Source organism: Pseudomonas sp. SA195 (genome assembly GCF_054131565.1).
Genome location: NZ_CP096392.1, coordinates 1,894,094 through 1,919,955, shown reverse-complemented (window position 1 = coordinate 1,919,955; position 25,862 = coordinate 1,894,094). Strand labels below are relative to the sequence as shown.

The window sequence follows — 25,862 nt, the reverse complement described above, 5'->3', positions numbered from 1 at the left end:
TGCGTTGATTTACCTGTTCTGACAATCCGACCACATCTGGCGAAATAAATCTTCCCCGAGATGCCACTCGTCCCGCACGCGGTCTTGGGCTCCAGAGTGGCTTGATACAGGTCAAGTCTGTGGGATGGCACGCCCCCTAGAATCTGGCCCACTGCAGTCACACCGAGACGCCAAGATGCTAGACGCCGTCCGCTGGAATACCGACCTGATACGCCGTTACGACCAGGCCGGGCCGCGCTACACCTCCTATCCGACTGCGCTCCAGTTCAACGGCTCGGTGGGGTCGTTCGACCTCCTCGCCGCGCTGCGCGCCAGTCGCCAGGCACACCGGCCGCTGTCGCTCTACGTTCATCTGCCGTTCTGCGCCAACGTCTGCTACTACTGCGGCTGCAACAAGGTGATTACCAAAGACCGCGGCCGCGCCCTACCCTATCTGGAGCGGCTCGAGCGAGAAATCGAATCGGTTGCCTGCCACCTGGCAGCCGAGCAGGTGGTCGAGCAATTGCATCTGGGCGGCGGGACGCCGACATTCCTCAGCCACGACGAGCTGCGTCGGCTAATGACCCACCTGCGTCGACATTTCACCCTGCAGGACGACGACCACGGCGACTTCAGCATCGAGATCGACCCGCGCGAGGCCGACTGGCCAACCATGGGCGTGCTGCGTGAGCTCGGCTTCAATCGGGTCAGCATCGGCGTCCAGGACCTCGACCCCGAGGTCCAGCGTGCTGTGAACCGCATGCAGACGCTGGAGCAGACACAAACCATCGTCGAAGCAGCCCGCACATTGCAGTACCGCTCCATCAACATGGACCTGATCTATGGACTGCCGCTGCAGACGCCGGCGCGTTTCGCGCAGACCCTCGATACAGTGATCGCGCTGCAGCCCGATCGCATCTCTGTGTTCAACTACGCTCACCTGCCCGAGCGCTTCATGGCGCAACGACGTATCGACCCCATGCAGCTACCCGCATCTGCGGACAAGCTGCAAATGTTGCAGGAAAGCGTCGAACGTCTGACCCGCGCGGGCTATCGCTACATCGGCATGGATCATTTCGCCCTGCCGGACGATGAACTTGCCATGGCCCAGGAAGACGGCACGCTGCAGCGAAACTTCCAGGGCTACACCACTCATGGCCATTGCGACCTGGTTGGGCTTGGCGTTTCCGCCATCAGCCAGGTCGGGGACCTGTTTTGCCAGAATCACAGCGACATCACGCTCTACCAACAGTCGCTCGACCAGGACCAGCTCGCCACGTCCCGCGGCTTGCGTTGCAACGATGACGATCGGATCCGGCAAGAGGTCATACAGCGCTTGATCTGTGACTTCGAGGTGCAATTCGCGCCGATCGATGCGCGCTTCGAGATCCGCTTCCACGAGTACTTTGCTACGGCCTGGCCCGGCCTCGAGCAAATGGCGTCGGACGGTCTCATCCAGCTCGGCGACGACCGGCTCCTTGTATTGCCTGCCGGTCGCCTGCTGATTCGCGCCATCTGCATGCAGTTCGATCACTACCTACCGGAGCATGCGCAGAGCCGCTTCTCGCGGGTGATCTGACGGACCGGTCACTCAGCGGATCGACAACCCTGCGACCTCGGTGCCCAATTGGCCTGACTCGGTTCCTGAGTTAATCTTGCGTGCCACGTAAGGCTTTCCAGGAATCCCCCGATGTCCGAGTCGATCAAGGTCCGCGCACAGCGGCAAGCCAACTGCAAGGATTGCAGCCTGTCCGGCCTGTGCCTGCCGCTTTCGCTCAACATGCAGGACATGGAGGCACTCGACGAGATCGTCAAGCGCGGCCGCCCGCTGAAGAAAGGCGACATGCTGTTCCGCCAGGGCGATGCCTTCAACTCCGTATTCGCGATTCGCTCCGGTGCGCTGCGTACCTTTAGCGTGACCGATGCCGGCGAGGAGCAGATCACCGGTTTCCACCTGCCCAGTGAGATGGTTGGCCTGTCCGGCATGGACACCGAGGCCTACCCGGTGTCCGCGCAGGCTCTGGAAACCACATCGGTTTGCGAAATTCCGTTCGAGCGTTTGGATGAGTTGAGCGTGCTATTGCCGCAGTTGCGTCGCCAGCTGATGCGCATCATGAGCCGCGAAATCCGTGATGATCAGCAGATGATGCTGCTGCTGTCGAAGAAGACTGCAGACGAGCGTATCGCCACGTTTTTGATCAACCTTTCCGCCCGTTTCAGCGCGCGGGGTTTCTCGGCTAACCAGTTCCGGCTGCCCATGTCGCGCAACGAGATCGGCAGTTACCTAGGCCTCGCCGTCGAGACCGTATCGCGCGTCTTTACCCGCTTCCAGTCGAACGGCCTCATCGAAGCCGAAGGCAAGGAAGTGCGCATCCTCGACTCCATTCGCCTGTGCGCCCTAGCCGGCGGCAACATGGATGCCTGAAGCCAGGAGCCTTCATGATTTTTGACGAATTCTCGATCAAGACGCTGATCCGCCCCGTCCCGGATTTCCCTAGCGAAGGCGTGATCTTTCGCGACATCACGCCGTTGCTGCAGTCACCCAAAGCTCTGCGCATGGTGGCGGACAGCCTCATCCAACGCTACGTCGAAACCGACTTCAGCCACGTCGGCGCCCTGGATGCACGCGGCTTCATCATTGGCTCTATCCTCGCCTACGAGCTCAACCGTCCGCTGATCCTGTTCCGCAAGAAAGGTAAATTGCCCGCGGACGTGCTGGAAGAGTCGTACCGGACCGAATACGGTGAAGCCTTTCTGGAGGTCCATGCCGATAGCCTGTGCGAAGGCGACTCAGTACTGTTGATCGATGACCTGATCGCCACGGGCGGCACGCTGGTTGCTGCGGCTCAGTTGGTACGGCGCATGGGCGCGCGTATCCATGAAGCGGCTGCGATCATTGACCTGCCGGAGCTAGGTGGCTCACGCAAACTACAGGACATGGGCATTCCGACCTTCACCCTTACCGCTTTCACGCTGAACGAGCGTTGACAGCCATGCTGGGCATGCGGAGCGAGGAAAAACGCCGTCGGATGCCTAGCTATCTGATCTCCGCTGTGCTGATTGGGATGTTGGCCCTGCCACTGCCCACCATCGCCGTCGACCGCCACGCCCTGCTGGACGAAGCGAATATCCTGCTGCTACCACGCGAGCGCAACCTGCCGGCGATCACGTTGGTCGATGAACAGGGGAAGCCCTTTTCCGCGGAGCAATGGCTAGGTCGCTGGCACCTGGTGTTCTTTGGCTTTACGTCCTGCCCCGACGTATGCCCGACGACGCTCAGCGACATGCGCCGCCTGTTCAGCACCCTGCCGGACGAAGTACGCAAAGAGCTGCAGTTAGTACTGGTCACCGCCGACCCGGCGCGCGACACACCCGACAAACTTGAGACCTACCTGAGCTACTACCGGGCTGGCTTCAAGGGGCTTACGGGCGAAATGGCCGCACTGCAACAGCTATCTCGCGCCTTGGGCCTGCCGTTCGTTCCTGTCAAGGAGACGCAAGGCAACTACAGCGTGAGCCACAGCGGCAACATTGCCCTCGTAAGCCCTGAGGGCAAGCTGCAGGGTCATATTCGGGCACCGCTAGCGCTGGAGGGCCTCCAGCGGGCGCTGCCAGACATCATGCAAGCAAAGTAAGCGCCGCAGCCGACTAGTGGCAGTCCAGGGTATCGGCCAGCACATAAGCCTGAAACGCGACCTCATCTATCCAATACTGGGTCAGCTCCGCCAGCTTGCCTTCGTCGCGCCAGTTCGTCAGCGTCTGCGCTAGGGCGGACTGGTCGGGGGCGTCCGTTGCGGTGACCTGCAGCCGCACAGTCTGATCCTCAAGCACGGGAAACTGATGGTTATAGCGCTGCCACTCGGGTAGCGCGGCGATATTCTCCAACAACAGCCGATCCTCGACGACCACGCTGCATTCGCCGAGCTTGAGCCCGATCAACGCCTGCGCCGCACTGGGGTAACGGCGTGGCTGGGCATCGAAACGCGCCGCAATGTCTGCCTCGTAAGGGCTGCCAGCGCGAATGCAGAATGTTTGCCCCGCCAGCGCCGACCAATCCCTGGGGCCACCTTCGGTGGCCGCCAGCGCCGAGGCTTCGCTTGCGTAATAGGTCTCGCCCGCCTCGCCCGACCCGAGACGCAGCTCCGCAGTCGAATCGTCCGTGAGCATGAAACCCCGCGAGCCTGCCAGCATCGCCAGTAACGCAGCCTCAAAACCCTCTTGCGACGCCTCGGCTTCGCTGGCGGTCAGCGGTCGATAATCGCCGGTCAACGACGCGCGCAGGGGCTCAGCCAATACGGCACAAGGTACTAGTGCAAGCAACGCAAACCGAGCAGCAGTCTTGAACACGGAGCCTCCCGTCACACGTACTGGTAGCGAAGCATCCGTTGCTTGAATTTTTCCAGCACCACCTGATCGATGATCGTGGCCAGGATGGCGATAACCAGAATATTCATCATCACGCCGGTCATGTCGGCGATCTCTCCGGAATAGGCAAGCGAACGGCCCAGCCCCTGGCCAAATCCGATCAGCATCTCGGCGGAGATCAACGCACGCCAGGCGTTGCCGAACGCCAATTGCGCGCCGGTGATCAACTCCGGCATCACGGCAGGCAAATAAACCCGCTTGAGCAGTTGCCAACGTGAAGCGCCCATGACCCGCGCGGCCGATACATGTACCGGCTGCACGCTTTCGGTCGCATTCATCACCGAGAGCGCCATCGGGAAGAATGCAGCCAGTGCGACCACCACGATGATCGGCAGGTTGCCGAAGCCCATCACGATGAGAAACAGTGGCACCCATGCGATCGAGGGGATCGACTGAAGGATGACGATGGCGGAACGAAGGATCTCGCGAAAGAAGAACAACACCCCTCCGACCAGGCCAAAGCCGATACCGAACAGCAAGGCGAAGCTATAGCCGCTTCCGAGGCGGCTCATGCTGCCGTACAGCCCCTCGCGGAATTCAGGCTCCTGTACGGTTGCCAGCAGCCGGTCGAACACGGTTGGAATGCCGGGCATGAGAAACGCGGGCAAGCTCCAGGCAGCCGCTTGCCAGATCAACAGAATGAACAGGATCGCCAGAACAACAGCGAGATATTTCTTCGGACCGGTTAGACGACGCCCCTGACTCATCAGTGTCCAACCTCCGTCTTGATGCCCAGCAGGCTGAGGATTTCACGCCGCTCCGCCGCGAATTCAGACAGATCGTGGCTCTTCTCGCAGTGGGTGAAATTGAACGTTTTCAGCACCCGCGCCGGGCGCGCGCTGAACACGAGAATATGGTCGGCCAGGTAAAGCGCCTCGTCGACATCGTGCGTCACTAGGAGCACAGTCGGTAGATGTTCGTCGATGAGCTCTCGTAGCACGTCCTGTAGCGCCATCCGCGTCAGGGCATCGAGCGCTCCGAATGGCTCGTCTAGCAGGAGCACCTCGGGCTTTGCGATGAAGGCACGTGCCAAGGCAGTACGCTGGCGCATGCCTCCGGAAACCTGGTGCGGGTAGTAGTGCTCGAACCCCTCAAGGCTTACCCGTGCCAGCCAGGTCTTGGCTTGATCGAACGCGCTGGCCTTGGCCACACCCTGGAGTTCAAGCGCCATCGCCACGTTAGCCTGGAGGTTCAGCCACGGATACAGAGCGTGCTCCTGAAACACCAGCGTACGACGAGGGCTTGGGCCGGGAATACGCTTGCCGTCGGCAAGCACATGGCCGGCGGTTGGGTTTTCCAACCCAGCGACCAAATGCAACAGAGTGGATTTTCCGCAGCCGGAAGGCCCGACCAGGGCAACCAGCTCGCCTTGGGCGAACTCGCCGCTGAAGCCTTTGATGACTTCCAATTGCCCAAACTGCTTGTCTACGTTTTCGAACCTGAGCTGCATGCTGTGCTGCGACCTCGATAACCCTGGCCTGGGACTTAATGACACTGCCCGGCACTCGGCCGGGCAGTGTTCGAACGGTAACGCGCCGAAATTAGAGTTCGCGAGCCTGCTGCCAGGACAGGTCGAGGATGGCGCTGGTATCGAACGGCTTGCCGTCGCGGGTCTTGAGCGAACCGAGTTCCTGCAGGATGTCGGCGAGCTCCTGGATACGGGCCAGGTCTTCTTCGCCCAGCTTCGCGCTGAAAGTCTGGGTGGCGATCGCTTCTTCGATGACCGTCTCGCGCGGCAGATCACCGCGATTAAGCGTCTTGAGCGTGGGCTCAGCGATGAAGTAGTCGGCGATCAGTTTGGCAGCTTCGGCCGGCTGGTTTTCCAGCAGTTCGATAGCTTCACGCTGGGCGTCGAGCGACTTCCAAACATCGTCCTTGCGCTTTTCCAGCGTCTCGCCCGAGGTGATGACGACCATGCATGGGAAGGGCCATACCTCACCGATCTCGTACACCTGCTTGACCGGTGCGACCAGCTGGGCGATGCGATCGTAGGGCTCGAACAAAAAGGCAGCATCGGCACGCCCGGATACGAGCGACTGCACGGCCACGGCCGGGCTGGTGCCCATGATGTTCACCTCGCTCGGTTTCAAACCTGCGGCTTTGAACGTCACGCCACGCAACACGGCATCGGCGGTGCTGCCCTCTTTCTGCGACGCCAGGATGTGGCCTTTGAGATCCGCGACTTCTTCGATACCTGTCCCTTCACGCGCCACGATCGAGTGGTAACCCTGCTGAGCGCCCCCTACCACTTTCAGATCCGCGCCTTTGGAAGCCCAGGCGACAGCATTGGTGAAACCCAGCACACCGGTATCGAGCTGCCCGCCAACAATCGCCTTGATCAGGTCAGTCCCCGAGCTGAACTCGACCAGCTCAACGTCCAGACCGTGCTTTTTGTATAGCTCGGCCTCGTGGGCAACCATCGCCTGAGCATCATCCATTACCCGGATGTAGCCAACCTTGAACGTCTCCTCCGCCTGCGCAAATGCGCTGACCAGGAGCAGAGCCGGAAGCAACCAATGCCGTGCTTTCATTTGAACCTCGATGTACGCAAGCCGAAAAAGTCTTATAACAAAATGAAAGGAAGACCTTACATTAAGTTATTAGTCGTTAGTGGCTTAGAACTTTACCTGAAGACAGAGACGAACTGCACTATCAGATAGCCATATGCCGCTAACCAACAGTTATGAATAGCTCAGAAAAATGACAGCTGTGCTATCAAAGCGTGATGGTCTTACGCCCTGCGAAGGCATGGGCAAGGGTTCCGCCATCGACCAGGTCAAGCTCGCCGCCAAGCGGTACCCCGTGGGCAATACGGCTAAGCGTGAGGCCTTTAGGGATCAATAGCTGCGCGATGTAATGAGCAGTGGCCTCACCTTCGACGGTCGGATTGGTCGCGAGAATTGCCTCGCTGAACTGGCTTTCACCGACGCGGGCCAGCAACTCCGGTATACCGATCGCTTCCGGTCCGAGCCCGTCAAGCGGCGACAGATGCCCCTTGAGCACAAAATATCGGCCACGGAAACCCGTCTGTTCGACAGCGAAGACGTCGACCGGGCTTTGCACGATGCACAGCAATGAATCGTCGCGCCTTGGGTCCGCACACTGTGGGCAAAGTTCGTCTTCGCTGAGGGTGCGACACTGGCGGCAATAACCGACATTCTCCATAGCGTGCGTCAACGCCTGCGCCAGCCGCAGTCCCCCGCTGCGGTCCCTCTCGAGCATCTGCAGGGCCATGCGCTGGGCTGTTTTTTGGCCAACTCCGGGAAGAATGCGCAAGGCATCGATGAGTTGGCGAATCAGGGGGCTGAAGCTCATTTGGGTCTCGACGCTGGGATATGAAAGCAAGAGCGCCGGAAGCTTTATCGAACGATAGGATGTGACGTTTATGCACACCCTGCTCAGGCGCTCAGCTTCCAGCGGTATCTCAGAACGGCATCTTGAAGCCTGGCGGCAACTGCATGCCCTCGGTCATGCCTGCCATCTTTTCCTTGCTGTTCTGCTCGATCTTGCGGACGGCGTCATTCACTGCGGCGGCAACGAGGTCCTCGAGAATTTCTTTGTCTTCCTGCATGAGACTGTCATCGAGACTGACACGCTTGACGTCGTGGCGCCCGTTCATGACAACGCTGACCAGCCCGGCGCCGGATTGCCCGGTCACCTCGGCGTTTGCCAGCTCTTCCTGCATCTTTTGCATCTTTTCCTGCATCTGCTGCGCCTGCTTCATCAGGCCGGCCATGCCACCTTTCATCATGGGGTTCACCTCGTTAATCAGGGTACGGGTTGTTCTACGGGCTCGATGGTGCCTTCGCGAATAACAGCCGCGAACTGCTGCATCAGCTGCTGCACCAGCGGATCACTCTGGATCGATCGCTCAGCCTCGAGCTGCCGCTCGTTACGGCGCCGTGCGGCCGCTTGCGCGGGGGTTTCCTGTTCCGGCGTCTGCAACTCGATGTCCAGTTGCAGCTTACGCCCATGGTATTCACTCAAGGCGTCGTTCAGCCGCCGGTGCTGCGTCGCATTGAATAACGCGCTTTGCGCAGGATCGAGATGCATCAACCAGCGATCGCCCTCGACCGCAATCAACGTGCAATTGGCCGCGATGCTGCCAGTCAGGCCGGTCAGGCCCAACTTCAGATAAAGATCTAGCCACTGAGCTGCCAGCCCCGTCGCGGGCTGTACGGCCGGCGCCGGCTCGGCGATGGCGGCCTCTGGCGCATCGTCGAGCACGTCAAGAAAAGCCTCGGCCTGCGTCTCGACCTCGAAATAATCTTCATCGGTCAGCGGTGGCTCATCGTCTTCCGGCTCATTGACTTCGACCACGGCGGCGTGATGCTCGGCCACTTGGGCGGCCGCAGCGACAACCGCTTCATGCTCAACCGCGACGGGGGGCGTGGAGGGAGGCTCGTCCCAAGGCACGTCGACAAACGAAGGCGACGGTTCGGCCGGTGCCGGCGCCCGAGCGACGGGCTGCTCAGCGAGCGTCTCGATAGGCTGGCTTGCGGAGCTGCTCGGCATCGGAACTGACGGCTGCGTGTGGGCAGGCTCAACTGGCGCCGACACCGGCACCGGCACTGTCTGCACCGGTGCTGCTGGCTCGGTGATCGGCCTGGCCGCCGGCGCAGGCTGCTCGGCCACCGATTCCCGGTCGGGATCAGCCGTGGCCGGGCTGACCCCCAAGCTCTTTAGTGAGGTTCGGGGTGTGCCCTCGGCATCGGCAGGCCGAAACGCCAGCATGCGCAGCAGCACCATTTCGAAACCACTGCGCGGGTCTGGCGCTAGCGGCAGGTCGCGGCGCCCGATCAGCCCCATCTGGTAGTAGAACTGCACGTCTTCGGCGGGCAGCGCCTGCGCTAGCGCCAGGACGCGATCACGATCGCCCTGTCCGTTATCGACCGCCTCGGGCAACGCCTGAGCGATGGCAACGCGGTGAAGCACGTTGAGCATTTCAGCCAGTACCCCACCCCAATCAGGCCCCTGCTCAGCCAACTGACGGATGGCTTCGAGCAGCGCTCGTGCATCACCCTCCAGCAACGCATGCAGGACCCCGAATACCTGGCCGTGATCGAGCGTGCCCAGCATGCTGCGCACATCGGCAGCCAGCACCTTGCCCTCGCCAAAGGCGATCGCCTGGTCGGTGAGGCTCATTGCATCGCGCATCGAACCATCGGCGGCGCGGCCCAACAACCAGAGCGCGTCCTCTTCGAAGGGCACCTGCTCGGCACCGAGCACGTGCGTTAGATGCTCGACAACGCGCTCTGGCGGCATGTTCTTCAGGGAGAACTGCAGGCAGCGCGACAGAATGGTCACCGGCAATTTCTGCGGGTCGGTGGTCGCGAGCAGGAATTTGACGTGCGGCGGCGGCTCTTCCAGCGTTTTCAGCAGGGCATTGAACGAGTGCGACGAGAGCATGTGCACTTCGTCGATCAGGTAGACCTTGAAGCGGCCGCGCGTGGGCGAGTATTGGACGTTGTCCAGCAGCTCGCGCGTGTCTTCCACCTTGGTGCGACTCGCGGCATCGACCTCGATCAGGTCGACGAAGCGGCCTTCGTCGATTTCGCGGCATACCGAACACTGGCCGCAGGGCGTCGAGCTGACGCCCGTCTCGCAATTCAGACACTTGGCGATGATGCGCGCGATGGTGGTTTTGCCCACGCCGCGCGTACCGGTGAACAGGTAGGCATGGTGCAGGCGCTGGCTGTCCAGGGCATTGATCAAGGCCTTGAGCACATGCGTCTGGCCGACCATTTCGCGGAACGAGCGCGGACGCCATTTTCGGGCTAGGACCTGATAACTCATAACACCATCGCGGCTAAAGCAGAGGACGGGTAATGCTAGCGGAGCAGCCCGGAAAATGCATCCGGCCCGTCGGACGCGCCGCTCGGTCAGCCGCTGCGCAACGTCGCGCCGAGCGCGGTGACGACCCGCTCGAGGGCCGCATTGTCACCATCGAGCGTGACGTGCAGTCCATCTATCTCCCGGCGCGGCGGATACTGCTTGCGTAGCTGGTCGAACGCGGCTCGTCGCTGCGCCTCGTCGCCGACCAGGCTACGGCGGAACGCGGCATCGTCGCTGCGTGGGTCATATACGGCGCGGCAAAGCGTCGCCAGCATCTGCTCGGCATCGGCGCCTCGGTCAAACGCGAGCCCACGCAACGGTGCGTTGGGCAACAGCCCTTGCAGGGGTACCGAAGGCGCCAATCCCTGGCTTGCGCAGTAGGCTTCGTAGATCTGCGCCGTTCCCCGGAGCTTGCCCTCCAGGCTGTAGCCGGCAATATGCGGCGTGGCGATCCAGCAAAGCTCCGCCAGTTCGATATCGGCCAGCGGCTCGTCCTCCCAAACGTCGAGTACCGCCTGGATATCCGTCCGACATGCCAGTTCCCGGCGCAGGGCGGCATTGTCGACGACGGCCCCGCGGCTGGCATTGATCAGCCAAGCGCCGGGTCGCAGTTCGCGTAGCCTTGCTTCGTTAAACAGATGGAACGTCGCATGCTCCCCCTGCAAGGTCAGCGGTGTGTGCAGGCTGATTACGTCGCACTCGTCGATAATCTCCTGCAACTCGACGAACTCGCCTAACTCCCGCGCTTGCCGCGGCGGGTCGCAAACTCGGACGTCCCAACCCAGCCCCTTCAAAACCGCTACCAGGCGGCCACCGACTTCCCCGGCGCCCACCACACCATACCGGCGCTCTGCCAGCGCCACGCCCTCGCCTTCAGCCAACGCGAGCAAGCTCCCCAGCACGTAGTCGACCACCCCTCGCGCATTGCAGCCAGGCGCACTGGCCCAGCGGATCCCGGCCTGCTCGATGTAGTCGAGGTCCAGGTGATCCGTACCGATGGTGCACGTGCCGACAAAGCGCACCGGAGTGCCTTCGAGCAGCTCTCGATCCACTCGGGTGACCGAACGCACCAGCAACAGATCGGCCTGCTCCAGCGCGGCTCGATTGATGCTGCGCCCAGGCATGCGGCGGATCTCGCCAAAGGCTCCGAAGAAGGCGTCGACCAGGGGTATGTTTTCGTCAGCAAGGATGCGCATCGGTTGGCTCCATCGGTAGTCGGGGCATTCTAGACGGCCTGGCGCACCGACGCTGCCTTTCGCGACCAGGGTCGGCGGCGTAGACTAGCTGGTTTCCTGTATACAATCGGATAGCCCCGCAATGCCAGCTGAGCCAAGACTCAGACGGGTTCGCGTCGAACTGCGTACCCTGTTTGCTCTCGCCCTGCCCATGATGATCGCCCAGTTGGCCAATACTGCCATGGGCTTCGTCGATACCCTGATGGCCGGGCGCGTCAGCCCTGAGGACCTGGCGGCAGTGGCGCTCGGTAATTCGATCTGGGTGCCCGTGTTCCTCTTGGTCACAGGCGTGATCCTGGCCACGACGCCGAACGTGGCGCAGCGTTTCGGCAGTGGCACGCAGGAGGCGATCGGCCCGCTGGTGCGTCAGGCGCTCTGGATGGGTTTCGGGATCGGCCTGCTGTTCGCCGTGTTGATGTGGAATGCCGAACCGGTGCTGCGCCTGATGCAAGTCGAGGCCGCCCTCATCGAGCCCAGCATGGCGTACCTGCGCGCGGTGGCGTGCGGCTTTCCAGCGGTCGCGCTGTACCAGGTCTTGCGTTGCTACAGCGATGGGCTGGGCCATACACGCCCGAGCATGGTCATCGGCATCCTCGCGCTGATGCTCAACGTGCCGCTGAATTACATCTTCATCTATGGAAAGTTCGGCCTGCCAGCGATGGGCGGCGTGGGGTGCGGCTGGGCCACTGCCGTGGTGATGGGCTTCATGCTTTGCGCCATGCTGTTCTGGGTCCGCCGGGCATCCTACTACCGCCCAAGCCAGGTGTTCGCACGCTTCGACAGGCCACACTGGCCGGTCCTCCGGCATTTGCTATCGGTAGGCGTGCCGATTGGCGTAGCAGTATTCGCCGAGGCGAGCATTTTCTCGGTCATTGCCTTGTTGATCGGCGCACTGGGGGCGACGGTCGTTGCCGGCCACCAGATCGCGCTCAACTTCACGTCGCTGATCTTCATGATTCCGCTGTCGCTCGGCATGGCCATTACCGTGCGCATCGGTCAGGCACTCGGGCGTGACGCGCCAAGGGACGCCCGCTTCGTGGCGGGCGTAGGCATCGCCTCGAGCCTGGTCTACGCCTGCTTCTCGGCCGGTAGCATGCTGCTGTTCAGTGAGCCGATCGCGCGAATCTACACCACGGACCCCGCCGTGATTGCGGTAGCGGCAAGCCTGTTCTTGTACGCCGCACTTTTTCAGTTTTCGGACGTGGTCCAGGTGACCGCCGCAGGTGCGCTACGTGGCTACCAGGACACCCGCATGACCATGGTTTTCACCCTGTTCGCCTACTGGGGGATCGGCTTGCCGGTGGGTTACTTGCTGGGGCTCACCGACCGGCTCGGCGAGCCGACCGGCCCGGCCGGTCTATGGCAAGGATTGATCGCCGGGCTTAGCTGCGCCGCGCTGTTGCTGACCTTTCGCCTGGTTCGCAGTGCGCGACGAGAGATCCGAAAGCAGGAACTGCGCAGCCGTTGAGCCTCAAACCTCCAGCGCCAGCAAGACGGCACTGAGGACAAGGAAGGTACTGAACAGCACGCGCAGCAGCCGCTCGGGCAAGGAGTGCGCCAGTTTCACGCCCAGGCTGATGCTCAGCAATCCGCCGACTGCCAGTGGCAACCCCAACGCCCAGTTGACCTGGCCGTGAGTGGCGTAGGTGAAGAGCGTTACGGCAGTGCTCGGTGCCGCCAGCGACAGTGACAAACCCTGCGCCACGACTTGTGAGGTGCCGAACACAGCCGTCAGCACCGGCGTGGCGAGTACCGCACCGCCGACACCAAACAGTCCGCCCAGCGCACCGGCGCCAGCGCCGAGCACGCTGAGCCAAGGCCAGGGATAGCGCAGCTCGGTGCCGCCCGGCTGAGGTCGTAAAAAGGCACGAAGCATGGTGTAGGCGGCAAGCGCCAGGAGAAAACCCACAAAGGCAATACGCATGCGCGTCGCATCCAGCGAGACAGCAATCGCCGCGCCTGCAATAGCGAAGCAGAAGCTCGTCACGCCAAGCGCGAGCGCGTGACGCACGTTGATCCGGTTGCGCTGGTGGTAACGCCAGATGGCGAGAAGCACGTTGGGCACCACCATCACCAGCGCCGTGCCCTGCGCCACCTGCTGGTCCAGATCGAACAGGACGCCCACGACCGGGATCGCGATCAAGCCTCCGCCGATGCCGAACAAACCGCCCAAGGTGCCAAGCATCAGGCCCAGCACCACATTCAAGGCAGTTGCGACAAAGTCCATGGCTACGCTTCCAAGAAAAAACGCGATGCTACCGGCAGCGGGCTAGCGGCGAAATGCACAGCCACGCACAATGCCTTTGCCCATATCGCACAGCGGAGCACCGGCCAGCATGCCGTCCGATAGCCTTACGCAACAGTTTCGTCTGTACCTGGACGTGCTCGAGACCGAGAGTTTTTCTGCTGCTGCACGGCTGTACGGGATCACCCCCTCTGCCGTCGCGCGGCGAATTGATGCACTCGAATCCACCCTCGGTTGCCAGCTCGTCAGCCGCAGCACCCACGCAGTCAAGCCAACCAGTGCGGGTGTCGCGTTCGCCGAGCGAGCACGACGCATCGTCCAGGAACTGCAACTCGCGCGGGCCGAATTGGCTTCGGCGCAAACCGCGCCGCGAGGACTGATTCGCATCGACGCACCCGCCCCCTTCGGGCGACGGCACCTGGCTCCGGCACTGGCTGAGTTCCTCCAGGCCTACCCCGAGGTGGACATCCAGCTGCGCCTGATCGACAGCTTCGTCGACCTGGAAGGCGAGCATCTGGGCGAGGTCGACCTTATCCTGCGCATTGGCCCGTTGGCGGATACCCGCCTGGTCGCCACGCCGTTGTCGCCGCTTGTCCGTGTGGTCTGTGCCAGCCCCGCCTACTTGGATCGTCGCGGCATACCGCGTTCGGTTGCCGAGCTACCGGAACATGACGGGCTCGACTGGGATTCGCTGGCGCCGCCACATGCCTGGCGCTTCGAGCATGAAGGCAGACGACAGCATCTGCGGCCGCGCCGTAAACGATTGGTTGCCAATAATGCCGAAGCCTTGCTCAGCGGTGCGTTGGCGGGGCTGGGCGTCGCCCACCTCCCGACGTGGCTGATCAGCGATCACCTGCTGCGTGGGGAACTGCTGCCATTGTTTTGCGAGGACGGTTTGCCGCAACCCGAGCCGAGCGGCATCTACGCGCTGCGACTGACCCGGGAGGCGGACTCACGCAGGCGGCTGCTGCTGGAATTCCTGAAGAATCGCTTTGGCCCGGTCCCGCCGTGGGACCAGGCGCTGCTAAGCGGTCTGAAGCGGCACTGAGATACCGTCAGGGGTGACAGCCGGTGAGTTCCTGCGTCACGCCCCACCCATCGACGACACCGCCGAGCGGCTCGATCAGGTCCTCAAGGTCCTGCTCGAACGCGCCGATGCCATCGAAGGTCGCATACATGACCTTGCTGACCTGCAGATCCCAGGCGCCGTCGTCACGCGGTGACACCTGGGTATTGACGCTTTCACCACGAAAATTGCTAGCCGCCGACAGGGCCTGCTCCTTATCAGGAAAAACGGCGTAGAACTCGATGGGATGGACACGGGCGAAATCGAAACCGCCCTCCTTCATACGCATCAGAACGTTGCTGCTGACATCCTCATGGAAGGTGGTACTCATAAAACAACCTCCTCTCAGCCTGGATGGTATCGGCCCGGGACTACACCCAAGGGCGGGCGGGCAGACTCAACGGGTAAGGGCGACCTCTCTGAGCGACGCGGCATGCTTGCGCGCTGATTCAAAGCTAGCAGTATGCGAGCCCGCTGCACCAGCCCTGCGCGCCCGACGTCGCGAAGAGGCCAGCTCAGCCAAGGGAAAACCGAGTGCCTCAGTCAAGATAGAACCCCGCACCCGGCGGCAGTTCCGCCCGTGGGATGCAGGGCAAGTCGCAGCGTTGCTGTTCGAGCCCGGTCAATCGCACAAGCACAACGGCCCGCATCGATACCGAAGCGCCGTCCGTCAAGGCGTCAATGCCTTGATCACTCGTTCATCGGCTGTCTCCGTGATGGATGGAGGGCAGCTTTGAAAGCGTATCCGGTAAAGACACCGCTATGGACCGCAGCTATGGTGATGGCATGAGCATCTCTGTCGAACTGCCTTTCATCCCGCCCTGGGATTGGTCCCAATTCCATCAGTATTTCAGCCTGCGCCTGATGCCGGGTGTCGAGGCGCTGACAGCAGACCGCTACGCACGCACGCTATCGGTCGATGGCCGCGTGGGTTGGTTCAGCGTGAGGCCCGGACCCGATGCCCTCGAACTGTCCATCAGCCCGTCGCTTTGCCAGGCCGCACCCTACGTCACCGCGCAAGTGCGCCGGATGTTCGATCTCGACATGGACCCAGCCGTGCTCACCCGGCACTTCGCCGCCGATCCGCAGCTCGGTCCGCTGGTCGCGGCCACGCCCGGGCTGCGCCTGCCGAATGCGTTCGATCCGTTCGAAGTCGCCGTGCGGGCCATCGTGGGCCAGCAGGTCTCCGTCAAGGCAGCGGTGACCATCACCAGGCGGTTGATCGAGCGGCTCGGCGAGCCCGCGCCCGCAGCGCCTGGAATTGGGATTCCTGAGTTGCGCTGGTTATTCCCGACAGCCCAGGCAATAGCCAACGCCAGCCTGGACGCCATTGGCATGCCAGGCAAGCGGGTCGCTGCCTTGCAACATTTCGCGCGAGCCGTGGCCGAGGGTGCGTTGTCACTCGCCGCCGACAGAGGCGCCGAGGACCTGATCGAGCGCCTGTGCCAGTTGCCGGGCATCGGCCCCTGGACGGCGCAATACATCGCGCTTCGCGGCTTTGCCGAGGCGGATGCCTTCCCCGCGAGCGACCTGGGCCTGCTCAAGGCGCCGGTATGGGGCGAAACGGGCCTCAGCGCAAAAGCGCTCGGTCAGCGCGCCGAAGCCTGGCGTCCCTGGCGCGCCTACGCGGCCATGCACCTTTGGCAGGCCTATGCGAATTCTGAAGCGAGCCGCGCTCGGATCAAGGCGGCGGGATGCGCGCCAGGACGCGAACCGGTTCGCTGACCGGCAAGGCCAGCACGACGCCTTCGCCCGAGCGGGGAAAAACGTCGGTCAGCGCCGTAATGTTGACTTGGTGACTGACCATGACCACCGGCTGCGAAGCTGGCAACTGATCGAGGTAAGCCTTCAAGTTGCGGGTCTGTTCCTCCGCCTGGCCGGATTGGGTAAAGAACGAGTCGAGCAAGGGCAACGGCTCGACCTCCGTGAGGCTCATTTCCCGTGCCGTTTCGAGCGCTCGACACCAGCGGCTACTGAGCAGGCGCGGCGAGTCGATACCCCGATCCCGCAACAAACGGCCCCACCGGCGCGCTTCTTCGCGCCCCTTTCCATTGAGGTTGCGCTGTGTAGCGCAATCCTCGAGCACGAAACCCGGCGGGTCGCCCAGGCCAGGCGCAGTTGCGTGACGAAGCAAAAGTACGGCCTTGCCGTTACGCAGCGCCTCCCACGCCTCGTCCGGTCCGGCCTGTGCCATGGCAAAGCACGAGCAGAGCACCACCAGGCACAGCAGTCGGCCCATCACAACCTGACCTTCCCCTGTGACTTCGCCGCCATGAACCACATCACCAGGCCGACCACTGGGAGCAGGATGATGACCAGGCTCCAGATGATCTTGCGGCCCACCTCGATGCCGCTTCGCCAGACCTGGGCGATGGCCAGCACATCGAGGATCAGGACGAGAACGGCAAGCACACCGCTTGCGGTCTCCATCATCTAGCGTCGGATTTCGCTACGCGCGTCGGGACGGTTGCCGCGCGGGCCCATGATTCCCCAGATGATCAGGCCGAGTACCGGCAGGATGACGATAAGCAGCACCCAGAGCGCTTTCTTCCCGGTGGTGCTGTCGCTGCGCAGGACGCTGACAATGGCCCAGATGTCTAGAGCCAGGATTAGCAGTCCGAAGATACCGCCGAAGGCATCGGTCATGGCGAAACTCCAAATCTGAATGGGTTCAAGATTAGGATGCCAAGCCGGTGGGAGGGTTCAGTCCGGGCTATTGGCTCCGCACCTGGCCGGATCGATGGCATTGCAACTGTCTACGGCCCTGTCTCCCTGGAGCTCGCCGCTTTCGCGCGCCAAACCACAAGTGTGCATTGGCCGCCTCCCGCGCGGCGTCCAGCTCCTGGACCACGGCGGAAAGAAACAGAATTTGCGCCGCCGGCAGCCCGATCGACTCGGCGATGCGCACGTAGAACGTGGGCTCACGCTTGTGCCCGGAGCCGGTCGCCGGAGAACAGCGGTGTTAGGTCGTCAGCGTCGGCGCAACCGAAGTTCAGCTTTTGCGCCTGCGCGGAACCTGAGGAGCAGACGTAGAGCCCAAGCCCCTCGGCATGCCACTGGCGCAGCGCTTGGCCTGCGTCAGTCCTCCAGGCGCGGGAAGCGGCCGGCAATGTCTTCGCCGGTGAAGTGTGCGATGCAGCCCTCCGGGTCGTTGAACAGGCGAATGGCGACGAAGCGCGGATGTTCGCCCATGTCGAACCAGCGCCGGGTGCCAGCCGGTACCGAAATCAGATCGTTCTTCTCGCACAGCACGACGTAGACCTTGTCCTCGATGTGCAGCGTGAACAGACCGCGCCCAGCGACGAAGAAGCGCACCTCATCCGCGGCGTGGCAATGCTCCTCGAGAAACTTGGCGCGCAGCTCGGCCTTTTGCGGATGGCTGCTGTCGAGGCTGGTAACTTCGACCGTGACGTAACCGCGCTCGGCCTTCAGGCGATCGATCTGCGGGCGATGGGCGGTGATCACCTCGTCGGGGCTCGCGCCCGCACCGATGGGCTGGCGGGCTTCCCAACGCTCCAGGCCGACACCAACCTCGGCCAGCGTGGCGGCAATGTCCTCGATATGGGTGAGCACCTTGAGTGGCTGCTCGGGCATTGTGTCCTGGTAGACGCTGAGTACAGTCATCCGGTTGGTCTCCCGCCCGGTTTCGCCCGGGCTAGCTCATGATTCATCGAAACGCGCGAGGGGCCGCGCGTGGTTAGGCTTAGGGTCGCTTCGACGTCCGCATCCTGAGTTCGGGTTCGAGAGAAACTCGAACGGCTCGCCCTCCCCAAGCGCATTGCTCATTTGCGCACCCCAGGTACAGAGGCCGTGCCGTCGAATCAGGTATCCAACGCAATCCGGGTGTGCCTCCAGCCAAGGTTGCAACCGCTGCCAGCCGCTCCCTGACGTGGGTTGATGAACAACCACGACCAAAAAAACGCCCCGCCTCGATAATGGCCTGGAAGAGACATTTGCGGGCGCCTGTCATACCCGGCTCCCCTGCGTTGGGATGGCAATGATCACGGCGGCGGCCGCGGCGGCCAGGCTGGCGATGGCGAAGGTCCAAGCCGGCCCAAGACTGGCCCAGCTGTACCCCGAATACAACGCACCGAGCGCGCCGCCGATGCCGGCCAGGCTGGCATACAACGCCTGCCCCTGGCCTTGCTGGCGATGGCCGAAGCTATGCTGGACAAAGTGAACGGCGGCCGCGTGGAAACTGCCAAAGGTGGCGGCATGCATCAGCTGGGCAAGGATCAGCACCACGAGATGGTCAGCTAGAGTGCCGAGCAGCAGCCAGCGCACGGCCGCGATGAGAAAGCTGGCGAGCAAGACCTGGCGCAGCGAGAACCGCGCCAGCAACCTGGACATCACCATAAACAGCAAGACCTCGGCCACGACTCCCAGCGCCCAGAGCAAACCGATCAGCCCACGCCCATAGCCAAGCGCTTCCAGGTGCAGGCTGAGGAAGGTGTAGTACGGTCCATGGCTGACTTGCATCAGCGCAACGCAGGCGAAGAACGCCAGTACGCCAGGCCTGCATAGTTGTTGGAGGAACCCGCCCTGCCCGACCGTCTCCGGCCGCTCCTCCGGTATCGCATTAGGGACCCAGGCGCTACTGATCAGGATGCCGAACATGATCACTATCAGCGCGGCCGGATACATATCCAGGCCGAAGCGTTCGAACAACGCCCCTAGCCCGACCACGGCCAGAATGAAGCCAACGCTGCCCCACACCCGCACCTGACTGTAGCGAGCCGCCTCATGACGCAGATGGGCCAGGGTAATGACCTCGAATTGCGGCAGCACGGCATGCCAGAAGAACGCGTGCAGCGCCATCACCAGCGCAAGCCATTCGTAGCGTTTGTCGAGCAGGATCAGGCTGAACGACACCAGCGTACAGAGCGCGCCGATACGCACGATCGCCAGGCGCCGACCAGTGACATCACCCAGCCACCCCCAGAGATTAGGCGCCAGGCAACGCATCAGCATGGGGATCGCCACCAGCTCACCGATGCGCTCGGCAGAAAAGCCCAGGTGATCGAAATACAGACCGAAAAATGGCGCAACGGCGCCCAACACGGCGAAATAGAACAGGTAAAAGCCGGACAGGCGCCAATAAGGAACGCTAGCCATACGCTGGATGCTCGAAACCCCGAACGGCACGGCGCACGCTGCCGGCGCGCGCCTCCAGGTTCTGGCTCAGAGTTGCCCCAGGACCGGCGTGCCGACCAGGACGTCGGCGTTCTGGCCGCGGTGACGCAGCAGGTGGTCGAGCAGCACTATCGCCATCATGGCTTCGGCAATCGGCGTGGCGCGGATGCCGACGCAGGGATCATGCCGACCTTTGGTGATGACCTCGACCGGGTTGCCATCGACATCGATCGAGCGGCCTGGCGTGGTAATGCTCGAGGTCGGCTTGAGCGCCAGGTGAGCAAACGATCGGCTGGCCAGACGAAATGCCGCCGAGCACACCGCCAGCATTGTTCGAAAGAAAGCCGCCCGGCGTGAGCTCGTCGCGATGCTCCGTGCCGCGCTGGGCAACGCTGGCGAACCCTGCGCCAATCTCAATGCCCTTGACCGCATTGATGCTCATCAGCGCGTGCGCCAAATCCGCATCCAGTCGATCGAAGATTGGCTCGCCCAGGCCCGGCGGAACGCCTTCTGCCACGACGGTGATCTTCGCGCCGACCGAATCCTGGTCGCGGCGCAGCTGATCCATGTAGGCCTCCAGCTCCGGCACCTTGGCCGGATCGGGACAGAAGAAGGCGTTTTGCTCGACCCCGTCCCAACTCTCGAAACCGATTTCGATCGGCCCCAGCTGGCTCATGTAGCCGCGCACCTGGATGCCCAGCGTCGCCAGGTATTTCTTTGCAATGGCCCCCGCCGCGACGCGCATGGCAGTCTCCCGCGCCGAGCTGCGGCCGCCGCCGCGGTAGTCGCGCACGCCATATTTGTGGTGGTAGGTGTAGTCAGCATGGGCCGGCCGAAACAGGTCTTTGATGGCCGAATAGTCTTTGGACTTCTGATCCGTGTTGCGAATCAGCAGGCCGATCGAGCAACCGGTCGTGCGCCCCTCGAACACGCCCGAGAGGATTTCGACCTCGTCGGGCTCCTGCCGCTGGGTGGTGTGCCGGCTGGTGCCAGGTTTGCGGCGATCCAGGTCGCGCTGCAGATCCGCAACCGACAGTTCCAGGCCGGGCGGGCAGCCGTCGACGATGGCGACCAGCGCCGGGCCATGGCTTTCACCAGCGGTGGTGACGGTGAACAGCTTGCCGAATGTGTTGCCGGACATGCAGGGCGCTCCGCGATCGACCAAAACAGGGGGCGGAAGTATACCCGAGCCACCAGCCGTTTCGCCGCTTCGCGCACCGCTCGATACCAGTCCGCGAACCTGGCGGGCACAATGACGTCCAATCCGCTCCTCCAGCCTGACCTCATTTATGCGCCTGATTCTTGTCGCCCTGCTGGCGATTCTGCCCACCGTGGGCCACGCCGAACCGCTGACGTTGCTCAACCAACCCATGACACTCGACCTCCCGGAGGGTCAGTTGCATGGCAGTTTACTGCTGCCCCGGCATGACCAGCCGGTGCCAGTGGCGCTGTTGATCGCTGGGTCGGGGCCGACGGATCGCAACGGCAACCAACCGGGCATGCACAACGACAGCCTGAAACGCCTGGCGCAGGCGCTCGCCCCCCGCGGAATCGCCAGCCTGCGCTACGACAAGCGCGGCGTAGGCCAGAGCCAGGCGCTGGCACTGGAGGAAAGCCAACTGACCCTCGACCACTATGTCGAAGATGCCCAAGCCTGGGCGCGCCACCTGAAAGGCGATGCGCGCTTTTCGTCGCTGATCCTGATCGGTCACAGCGAAGGCGCACTGATCGCGAGCCTCGTAGCGCCCGCGGTCGATCCGGCCGCAGTGGTGAGCATTGCCGGAAGCGGCCGCCCCATTGGCGAGCTCCTTCGCCAGCAACTGCAAGGTCGCTTGCCGCCACCGCTCTTGGCGAATGCTCAATTTCTGATCGATGAACTGGAAGCCGGGCGCGCGCAGCCGGACGTACCCCAGCCATTGCAGGTGCTGTTTCGTCCCAGCGTGCAGCCGTACCTCATCTCGCTGTTTCGCCGCGATCCGGCGCAAGCGTTCGCAGCGGTGCGGGCACCCGCTTTGATCGTCCAGGGCACACATGACATCCAGGTCAATGCCCGTGATGCCCAGGCCCTGAAGAGCGCCAAGCCAGACGCGACGCTAGCAATGATCAGCGGCATGAATCATGTGCTACGAATCGCTCCGCAAGGGCGGGACGAACAGACCGGCACCTACAACGAGCCAGAGCGGCCGCTCGCGCGTGGCCTGACGACACGCATCGTCAGCTTCCTTCAAGCGCAAGGCATTTTGCCATCCTCCAGTTAGGCGCCGGGCGGCCGATAGCTTCCGTGCCTGCCCATGCCAGTCACGCAGGCCCCATGGACGCCGATCATGACAGACAACCAGACACCCACAGAGGCCGTTGATACCGCCACCCCACAACCACCCCATCCTTGGACGGAGCTCGGGCCTGACCGCTTTCGCCTGCTGCGCCTGGCGCCCCTGCCAACCGATCGCGATACTGGCGCCCGGCCCTTGCGGTTCGTCGAGCTCGGCCAGGTCGAACGCCATACCCCAAGGCAGAGCGTGCTGAAGCTGTTCGTCCGGCTGCCGGGGCAAATGCTGTCGAGAAAATACAACGTGGTGGAAGTCTGGGCCGACCACAGCGCCAAGGAATTGCGTTTCGGTCCCGATACAGGCCTGCATATCGAACCGGCCAACCGAGGGCTGGGGCGCTTTTTACTGGCTCAGGGCGCACAGTGGGCGCAGCGCCGCTGGGCTCACTACTTGGTGGAGGGTGGAGCACTGCCTGTCAAGGACGTGCCACGTGACGACATGCGCCTGCGTCGTGACCATTGCCTGAAAAGCCAAGGCATCGAGGTCACCTACACCGATTCCGAGCAGAAGGCGAGTTACAGCGTGCCGCGCGTCAGCACCCTGCGCCCCGACTGGAACGCCGATAAGGTGCAAATCATCGACCTGACCGAGGCGGCTGCCATGCTCGAGCAGGCCGACCAGCATCTGTTCGAGCAGGAAAACCGCATCCGCGACATGCAGGAGCGCATGAGCCGGCTACGGCGCGAAGACGGTACGCTGCGTTTCAGCATCGCCTGCTTGGTCGTCTTCGCCCTGTTCCAGGCCGGCCTGCTGATCTGGATCGCGACACGCTAACCGACTCGCCGCGTCGGTTTAGCCAGCGGCGCGCTCGCGAAACAGCGCCTGATGCTCACGGCACTGGCTCGCCGCCAGCATGAACACGCCATGGCCGCCTTTGGAAAACTCCAGCCAGGTGAAATCCACTTCCGGATACAGTGCCTCGACATGCACCTGGCTATTGCCAACCTCGACGATCAGCGCGCCCTGCTCGGTCAGGTGATCCGCCGCTTCGGACAGCATGCGCCGCACCAAGTCCAGCCCATCGTCGCCGCAGGCCAACCCCATCGCGGGCTCGTGATGGTATTCGCTGGGCATGTCGGCGAAGTCCTCCGCATCCACATAGGGCGGGTTGGACACGATCAGGTCGAAGCGCTGCTTAGGCAACCCGCCGAACCCGTCCCCTTGCACGGTGTAGACGCGGTCCTCCAGCCCGTGGAACTCAATGTTCCGGTTGGCCACTTCCAACGCATCGAACGAAAGATCGGCCAGCACCACCTCTGCCTCGAGAAACTCATAGGCGCAGGCAATACCGATGCAACCGGAGCCGGTGCAAAGGTCCAGGATGCGTGACGGTGTATGCGCCAGCCAGGGCTCGAACCGTCGGTCAATGAGCTCGCCGATCGGCGAGCGCGGCACCAGCACCCGCTCATCGACGATGAAAGGAAGCCCACAAAACCATGCCTGACCGAGCAGGTACGCCGCCGGTACGCGCTCTTCGATCCGGCGGCGAAGCAAGCCCTTTAGATGCTCGCGCTCGTCGTCCTCCAAGCGGCAATCCAGGTAGGCGTCCGCCATTTCCCACGGGAGATGCAACGCACCCAGCACCAATTGACGGGCCTCGTCCCAGGCGTTGTCCGTGCCGTGACCGAAGAACAGCTGTTCGGCCTGGAACCGGCTGACAGCCCAGCGGATATGGTCACGTAACGTGCGCAAACGGGAAGGCGAAGCGGTCACTGGCGGGTCTCCTTTAAAAGCGCGGAAGTTTAGCCGAAGGCGATAGGGAGTTCTTCGTGCAGACGATGCCGGCCTCCGACATTTGGCCAATTTACAGCCTATCGACGTGTTAATCGTCGGTTTGGGCAGTTCACATCTCGGTCATCTGGCGCCACAATCAGGCCCCTCTCACAACAAGGAGTCAGTCATGTCGAAGCCACAGACCCTGCTTCAGCTCAGTGGCCGCAGTTATGCACCGGCGACTCTGGCTAACGCGACCCTTCTGGTCATCGACGTTCAGGAAGAATACCGCTCGGGTGCGATGGCGCTGCCGAAGCTGCAGCCGGCACTCGACGAAATTACGCGCCTGCTGGCGGTGGCTCGAGAGGCTGGCACCCCCGTCGTTCACGTTCACCACCTGGGTATTCCAGGCGGCTTGTTCGATCCGCAAGGCCTGCGCGGACAGATCATGCCGGAAGCAGCACCGCTGTCCGGTGAAGAAGTAATCGGCAAGACGTTGCCCAACGCCTTCGCTGGCACCCGCCTTCACGAACTGCTGCAGCAACACGGCCGGTTGGACCTGATCGTCTGCGGCTTCATGACCCACTCCAGTGTGAGCACCACGGTCCGCGCAGCAAAGGACTACGGTTACCGCTGCACGCTGGTTGACAAGGCATGCGCGACGCGCGATCTGCCGATGGGCGATGGTGCCATCGATGCCGAGCAGGTCCACCGCATGGAAATGACCATACTGGCGGATAACTTCGCCGTCTGCGTGGCGGATGCTGCTGCCCTGGCTTGACGCCTCTTGCGGCACGGCGTTACCTGTTGGCGAAGGAACCTGACCGGGACGCTCCCGGTCACAGCCCCTAACCCGACGAGGTAACCGAATGAAACGAACCGACGGCTTCGATGCCCGCCGCCTTCGTCCCCGACCGCACCGGAGCTGGGGATCACGCATCGGTGCCTTCTTCGGCATGCTGCTGATCCTGCTCGGGCTCCTCCTGCTGCTGGGCGGCGCTACCTCGTTCTTGCAGGTGCACGAAGCGCTAACCAACATCGCACCGGAACGCAGCACAGCGATCACTTTCATCGCCACCGGACTGGTGCTGGCCTGGGCTGGGGTGGCAATCCGCCGTCGCATTCGCCGCCGGGCCCTCAAACCCAACGATCTCAACCTTTCCCCACGGCTACTGCGCAAGCGCAACTGATCGCGGCGTGCCTTCCGGGCCGGCGAGCCATGCGCGACCTGGCACCTTGCGCTAGAATCGCCCGCCTACGCGGAGGCCTCATGCACGACGACGACTTTTCTCTCTTCCGCTCGGCAGTCCGTGGGGTCAAACCCATGCAACACGACCGGGCCGACACCGGAAAGCCCCGGAGCAACAAGGCTCAGGTCGCGACGCGCCGGGCTAATGCCGTGGTCCTTGATGGCGAGCCGCGAATCGATGGGTTATCCGACCAATTCGTGATCGACGTAGGGGCCGAAGACGAACTGTATTGGTCGCGCGACGGTGTCCAGGACAGTCAGATTCGCAAGCTCAAGGCCGGGCAAATCCCATTCGAGGGCAGCCTCGACCTGCACGGCCTGAGCGTCGAGAAAGCACGTGAACTGCTTTGGGATTTCCTGGCCGAGGCGTGCAAGTTCGAGATCCGCTGCGTCCGCGTGACCCACGGCAAGGCAGCGCGCCTCGATGGTCGTAGGCCCATGATCAAAAGCCATGTCAACACGTGGCTGCGGCAGCATTCACAGGTGCTCGGCTTTACCTCCTGCCAGCCGCGGCACGGAGGAACCGGCGCCGTCTATATTCTGCTTAAGCGCACCATGCTCGAAGGGCGCGACGAGTAACGCAACCCGTGCAGGTGGTTAGCGCCGACGCCGCTTGCAGCCCGAACGCCTAGCCCCTAACCTTCGCACTCGC

Annotated in this window: 28 protein-coding genes and 3 pseudogenes; 12 read left to right on the top strand and 19 right to left on the bottom strand. The window is 62.8% G+C overall.

Features of this window, described 5'->3' with window-relative positions; genetic code table 11:
• Positions 1–175 precede the first annotated feature (175 nt).
• The 4 genes from hemN to M1D78_RS08930 all read left to right on the top strand — a co-directional run bounded on the left by hemN (position 176) and on the right by M1D78_RS08930 (position 3,614).
• Positions 176–1,558 carry an oxygen-independent coproporphyrinogen III oxidase gene (gene hemN / locus M1D78_RS08945; protein WP_437419597.1) on the top strand — a complete coding sequence of 461 codons (1,383 nt, stop codon included), beginning with the start codon at positions 176–178 and terminating at the stop codon, positions 1,556–1,558.
• Between the two features lie 111 nt (positions 1,559–1,669).
• On the top strand, positions 1,670–2,404 hold the full coding sequence (gene fnr / locus M1D78_RS08940) for a fumarate/nitrate reduction transcriptional regulator Fnr (RefSeq protein WP_437419598.1): 735 nt from the start codon (positions 1,670–1,672) through the stop codon (positions 2,402–2,404).
• Between the two features lie 14 nt (positions 2,405–2,418).
• Complete coding sequence (locus M1D78_RS08935) at positions 2,419–2,967, top strand: adenine phosphoribosyltransferase (protein ID WP_437419599.1); 549 nt, start codon at positions 2,419–2,421, stop codon at positions 2,965–2,967.
• A 41-nt stretch (positions 2,968–3,008) separates the two neighbouring features.
• Positions 3,009–3,614 (top strand): SCO family protein, encoded by a 606-nt coding sequence (locus M1D78_RS08930; protein WP_437419600.1) that lies wholly within the window; start codon positions 3,009–3,011, stop codon positions 3,612–3,614.
• 13 nt (positions 3,615–3,627) lie between these two features.
• On the opposite strand, the gene M1D78_RS08925 is transcribed toward M1D78_RS08930, so the two are convergent.
• The 8 genes from M1D78_RS08925 to pdxB form a co-directional block, all read right to left on the bottom strand.
• A complete protein-coding gene (locus M1D78_RS08925) occupies positions 3,628–4,326 on the bottom strand; it encodes a type 2 periplasmic-binding domain-containing protein (protein ID WP_437419601.1) in 699 nt (232 codons plus the stop codon).
• A gap of 11 nt (positions 4,327–4,337) precedes the next feature.
• Entirely contained in the window at positions 4,338–5,111 is a 774-nt protein-coding gene (locus M1D78_RS08920; protein WP_437419602.1) for an ABC transporter permease, read from the bottom strand.
• Positions 5,111–5,854, bottom strand: coding sequence for an ABC transporter ATP-binding protein (locus tag M1D78_RS08915; protein ID WP_437419603.1), 744 nt, complete (start codon positions 5,852–5,854; stop codon positions 5,111–5,113). The genes M1D78_RS08920 and M1D78_RS08915 overlap by 1 nt, the downstream gene beginning before the upstream one ends.
• A 91-nt stretch (positions 5,855–5,945) precedes the next feature.
• Entirely contained in the window at positions 5,946–6,935 is a 990-nt protein-coding gene (locus M1D78_RS08910) for an ABC transporter substrate-binding protein (RefSeq protein ID WP_437419604.1), read from the bottom strand.
• A 184-nt stretch (positions 6,936–7,119) separates the two neighbouring features.
• Positions 7,120–7,719 (bottom strand): recombination mediator RecR, encoded by a 600-nt coding sequence (recR, locus tag M1D78_RS08905; RefSeq protein WP_437419605.1) that lies wholly within the window; start codon positions 7,717–7,719, stop codon positions 7,120–7,122.
• Positions 7,720–7,828: 109 nt separating this feature from the next.
• Positions 7,829–8,155 carry a YbaB/EbfC family nucleoid-associated protein gene (locus M1D78_RS08900; RefSeq protein WP_437419606.1) on the bottom strand — a complete coding sequence of 109 codons (327 nt, stop codon included), beginning with the start codon at positions 8,153–8,155 and terminating at the stop codon, positions 7,829–7,831.
• A gap of 17 nt (positions 8,156–8,172) precedes the next feature.
• Positions 8,173–10,200 carry a DNA polymerase III subunit gamma/tau gene (dnaX, locus tag M1D78_RS08895; protein ID WP_437419607.1) on the bottom strand — a complete coding sequence of 676 codons (2,028 nt, stop codon included), beginning with the start codon at positions 10,198–10,200 and terminating at the stop codon, positions 8,173–8,175.
• An 86-nt stretch (positions 10,201–10,286) separates the two neighbouring features.
• Complete coding sequence (gene pdxB, locus M1D78_RS08890) at positions 10,287–11,435, bottom strand: 4-phosphoerythronate dehydrogenase PdxB (RefSeq protein WP_437419608.1); 1,149 nt, start codon at positions 11,433–11,435, stop codon at positions 10,287–10,289.
• Positions 11,436–11,556: 121 nt separating this feature from the next.
• Between pdxB and M1D78_RS08885 the strand changes: the two genes are divergently transcribed.
• Positions 11,557–12,942: an MATE family efflux transporter gene (locus tag M1D78_RS08885; RefSeq protein WP_437419609.1), complete on the top strand. Its 1,386-nt coding sequence runs from the start codon at positions 11,557–11,559 to the stop codon at positions 12,940–12,942.
• 3 nt (positions 12,943–12,945) lie between these two features.
• Here the strand turns inward: M1D78_RS08885 and M1D78_RS08880 are convergent, their stop codons facing one another.
• Positions 12,946–13,701: a sulfite exporter TauE/SafE family protein gene (locus M1D78_RS08880; protein WP_437419610.1), complete on the bottom strand. Its 756-nt coding sequence runs from the start codon at positions 13,699–13,701 to the stop codon at positions 12,946–12,948.
• Positions 13,702–13,810: 109 nt separating this feature from the next.
• On the opposite strand from M1D78_RS08880, the gene M1D78_RS08875 reads away from it, so the two are divergent.
• Positions 13,811–14,767 carry a LysR family transcriptional regulator gene (locus M1D78_RS08875; RefSeq protein ID WP_437419611.1) on the top strand — a complete coding sequence of 319 codons (957 nt, stop codon included), beginning with the start codon at positions 13,811–13,813 and terminating at the stop codon, positions 14,765–14,767.
• Positions 14,768–14,774: 7 nt separating this feature from the next.
• On the opposite strand, the gene M1D78_RS08870 is transcribed toward M1D78_RS08875, so the two are convergent.
• Complete coding sequence (locus tag M1D78_RS08870) at positions 14,775–15,116, bottom strand: ribonuclease E inhibitor RraB (protein WP_437419612.1); 342 nt, start codon at positions 15,114–15,116, stop codon at positions 14,775–14,777.
• 455 nt (positions 15,117–15,571) lie between these two features.
• On the opposite strand from M1D78_RS08870, the gene M1D78_RS08865 reads away from it, so the two are divergent.
• On the top strand, positions 15,572–16,510 hold the full coding sequence (locus M1D78_RS08865) for a DNA-3-methyladenine glycosylase family protein (protein WP_437419613.1): 939 nt from the start codon (positions 15,572–15,574) through the stop codon (positions 16,508–16,510).
• Here the strand turns inward: M1D78_RS08865 and M1D78_RS08860 are convergent.
• The 8 genes and pseudogenes from M1D78_RS08860 to aroC form a co-directional block, all read right to left on the bottom strand.
• A complete protein-coding gene (locus M1D78_RS08860) occupies positions 16,467–17,027 on the bottom strand; it encodes a histidine phosphatase family protein (protein WP_437419614.1) in 561 nt (186 codons plus the stop codon). The genes M1D78_RS08865 and M1D78_RS08860 overlap by 44 nt on opposite strands.
• The gene (locus M1D78_RS08855; protein ID WP_437420363.1) at positions 17,024–17,215 is read right to left on the bottom strand and encodes a PLD nuclease N-terminal domain-containing protein; all 192 of its coding nucleotides are present in this window, start codon (positions 17,213–17,215) and stop codon (positions 17,024–17,026) included. The genes M1D78_RS08860 and M1D78_RS08855 overlap by 4 nt, the downstream gene beginning before the upstream one ends.
• 3 nt (positions 17,216–17,218) lie before the next feature.
• Entirely contained in the window at positions 17,219–17,431 is a 213-nt protein-coding gene (locus tag M1D78_RS08850; RefSeq protein WP_437419615.1) for a PLD nuclease N-terminal domain-containing protein, read from the bottom strand.
• A gap of 57 nt (positions 17,432–17,488) precedes the next feature.
• Positions 17,489–17,865: pseudogene (locus M1D78_RS08845) on the bottom strand (acireductone synthase); the annotation flags it as partial.
• Positions 17,864–18,409: a 1,2-dihydroxy-3-keto-5-methylthiopentene dioxygenase gene (locus tag M1D78_RS08840; protein ID WP_437419616.1), complete on the bottom strand. Its 546-nt coding sequence runs from the start codon at positions 18,407–18,409 to the stop codon at positions 17,864–17,866. The gene M1D78_RS08840 and the pseudogene M1D78_RS08845, both read right to left, overlap by 2 nt.
• 79 nt (positions 18,410–18,488) lie before the next feature.
• Positions 18,489–18,655, bottom strand: a pseudogene (locus M1D78_RS08835) (methylthioribulose 1-phosphate dehydratase); the annotation flags it as partial.
• A 96-nt stretch (positions 18,656–18,751) separates the two neighbouring features.
• Positions 18,752–19,900 (bottom strand): MFS transporter, encoded by a 1,149-nt coding sequence (locus tag M1D78_RS08830; protein WP_437419617.1) that lies wholly within the window; start codon positions 19,898–19,900, stop codon positions 18,752–18,754.
• 66 nt (positions 19,901–19,966) lie between these two features.
• Positions 19,967–21,059: pseudogene (gene aroC, locus M1D78_RS08825) on the bottom strand (chorismate synthase).
• Between the two features lie 148 nt (positions 21,060–21,207).
• Between aroC and M1D78_RS08820 the strand changes: the two are divergent.
• Both M1D78_RS08820 and M1D78_RS08815 read left to right on the top strand, forming a co-directional pair.
• Positions 21,208–22,176 carry an alpha/beta hydrolase gene (locus M1D78_RS08820; RefSeq protein ID WP_437419619.1) on the top strand — a complete coding sequence of 323 codons (969 nt, stop codon included), beginning with the start codon at positions 21,208–21,210 and terminating at the stop codon, positions 22,174–22,176.
• A 66-nt stretch (positions 22,177–22,242) separates the two neighbouring features.
• Positions 22,243–23,022 (top strand): hypothetical protein, encoded by a 780-nt coding sequence (locus tag M1D78_RS08815; protein WP_437419620.1) that lies wholly within the window; start codon positions 22,243–22,245, stop codon positions 23,020–23,022.
• A gap of 18 nt (positions 23,023–23,040) precedes the next feature.
• Here the strand turns inward: M1D78_RS08815 and prmB are convergent, their stop codons facing one another.
• Entirely contained in the window at positions 23,041–23,961 is a 921-nt protein-coding gene (gene prmB / locus M1D78_RS08810; RefSeq protein WP_437419621.1) for a 50S ribosomal protein L3 N(5)-glutamine methyltransferase, read from the bottom strand.
• Positions 23,962–24,148: 187 nt separating this feature from the next.
• Here prmB and M1D78_RS08805 point away from each other — a divergent pair, with 187 nt between their 5' ends.
• The 3 genes from M1D78_RS08805 to M1D78_RS08795 all read left to right on the top strand — a co-directional run bounded on the left by M1D78_RS08805 (position 24,149) and on the right by M1D78_RS08795 (position 25,789).
• A complete protein-coding gene (locus M1D78_RS08805) occupies positions 24,149–24,742 on the top strand; it encodes a cysteine hydrolase family protein (RefSeq protein ID WP_437419622.1) in 594 nt (197 codons plus the stop codon).
• A gap of 88 nt (positions 24,743–24,830) precedes the next feature.
• On the top strand, positions 24,831–25,151 hold the full coding sequence (locus M1D78_RS08800) for a hypothetical protein (RefSeq protein WP_437419623.1): 321 nt from the start codon (positions 24,831–24,833) through the stop codon (positions 25,149–25,151).
• An 80-nt stretch (positions 25,152–25,231) separates the two neighbouring features.
• Complete coding sequence (locus M1D78_RS08795) at positions 25,232–25,789, top strand: Smr/MutS family protein (protein ID WP_437419624.1); 558 nt, start codon at positions 25,232–25,234, stop codon at positions 25,787–25,789.
• The last annotated feature ends 73 nt before the right edge of the window (positions 25,790–25,862 follow it).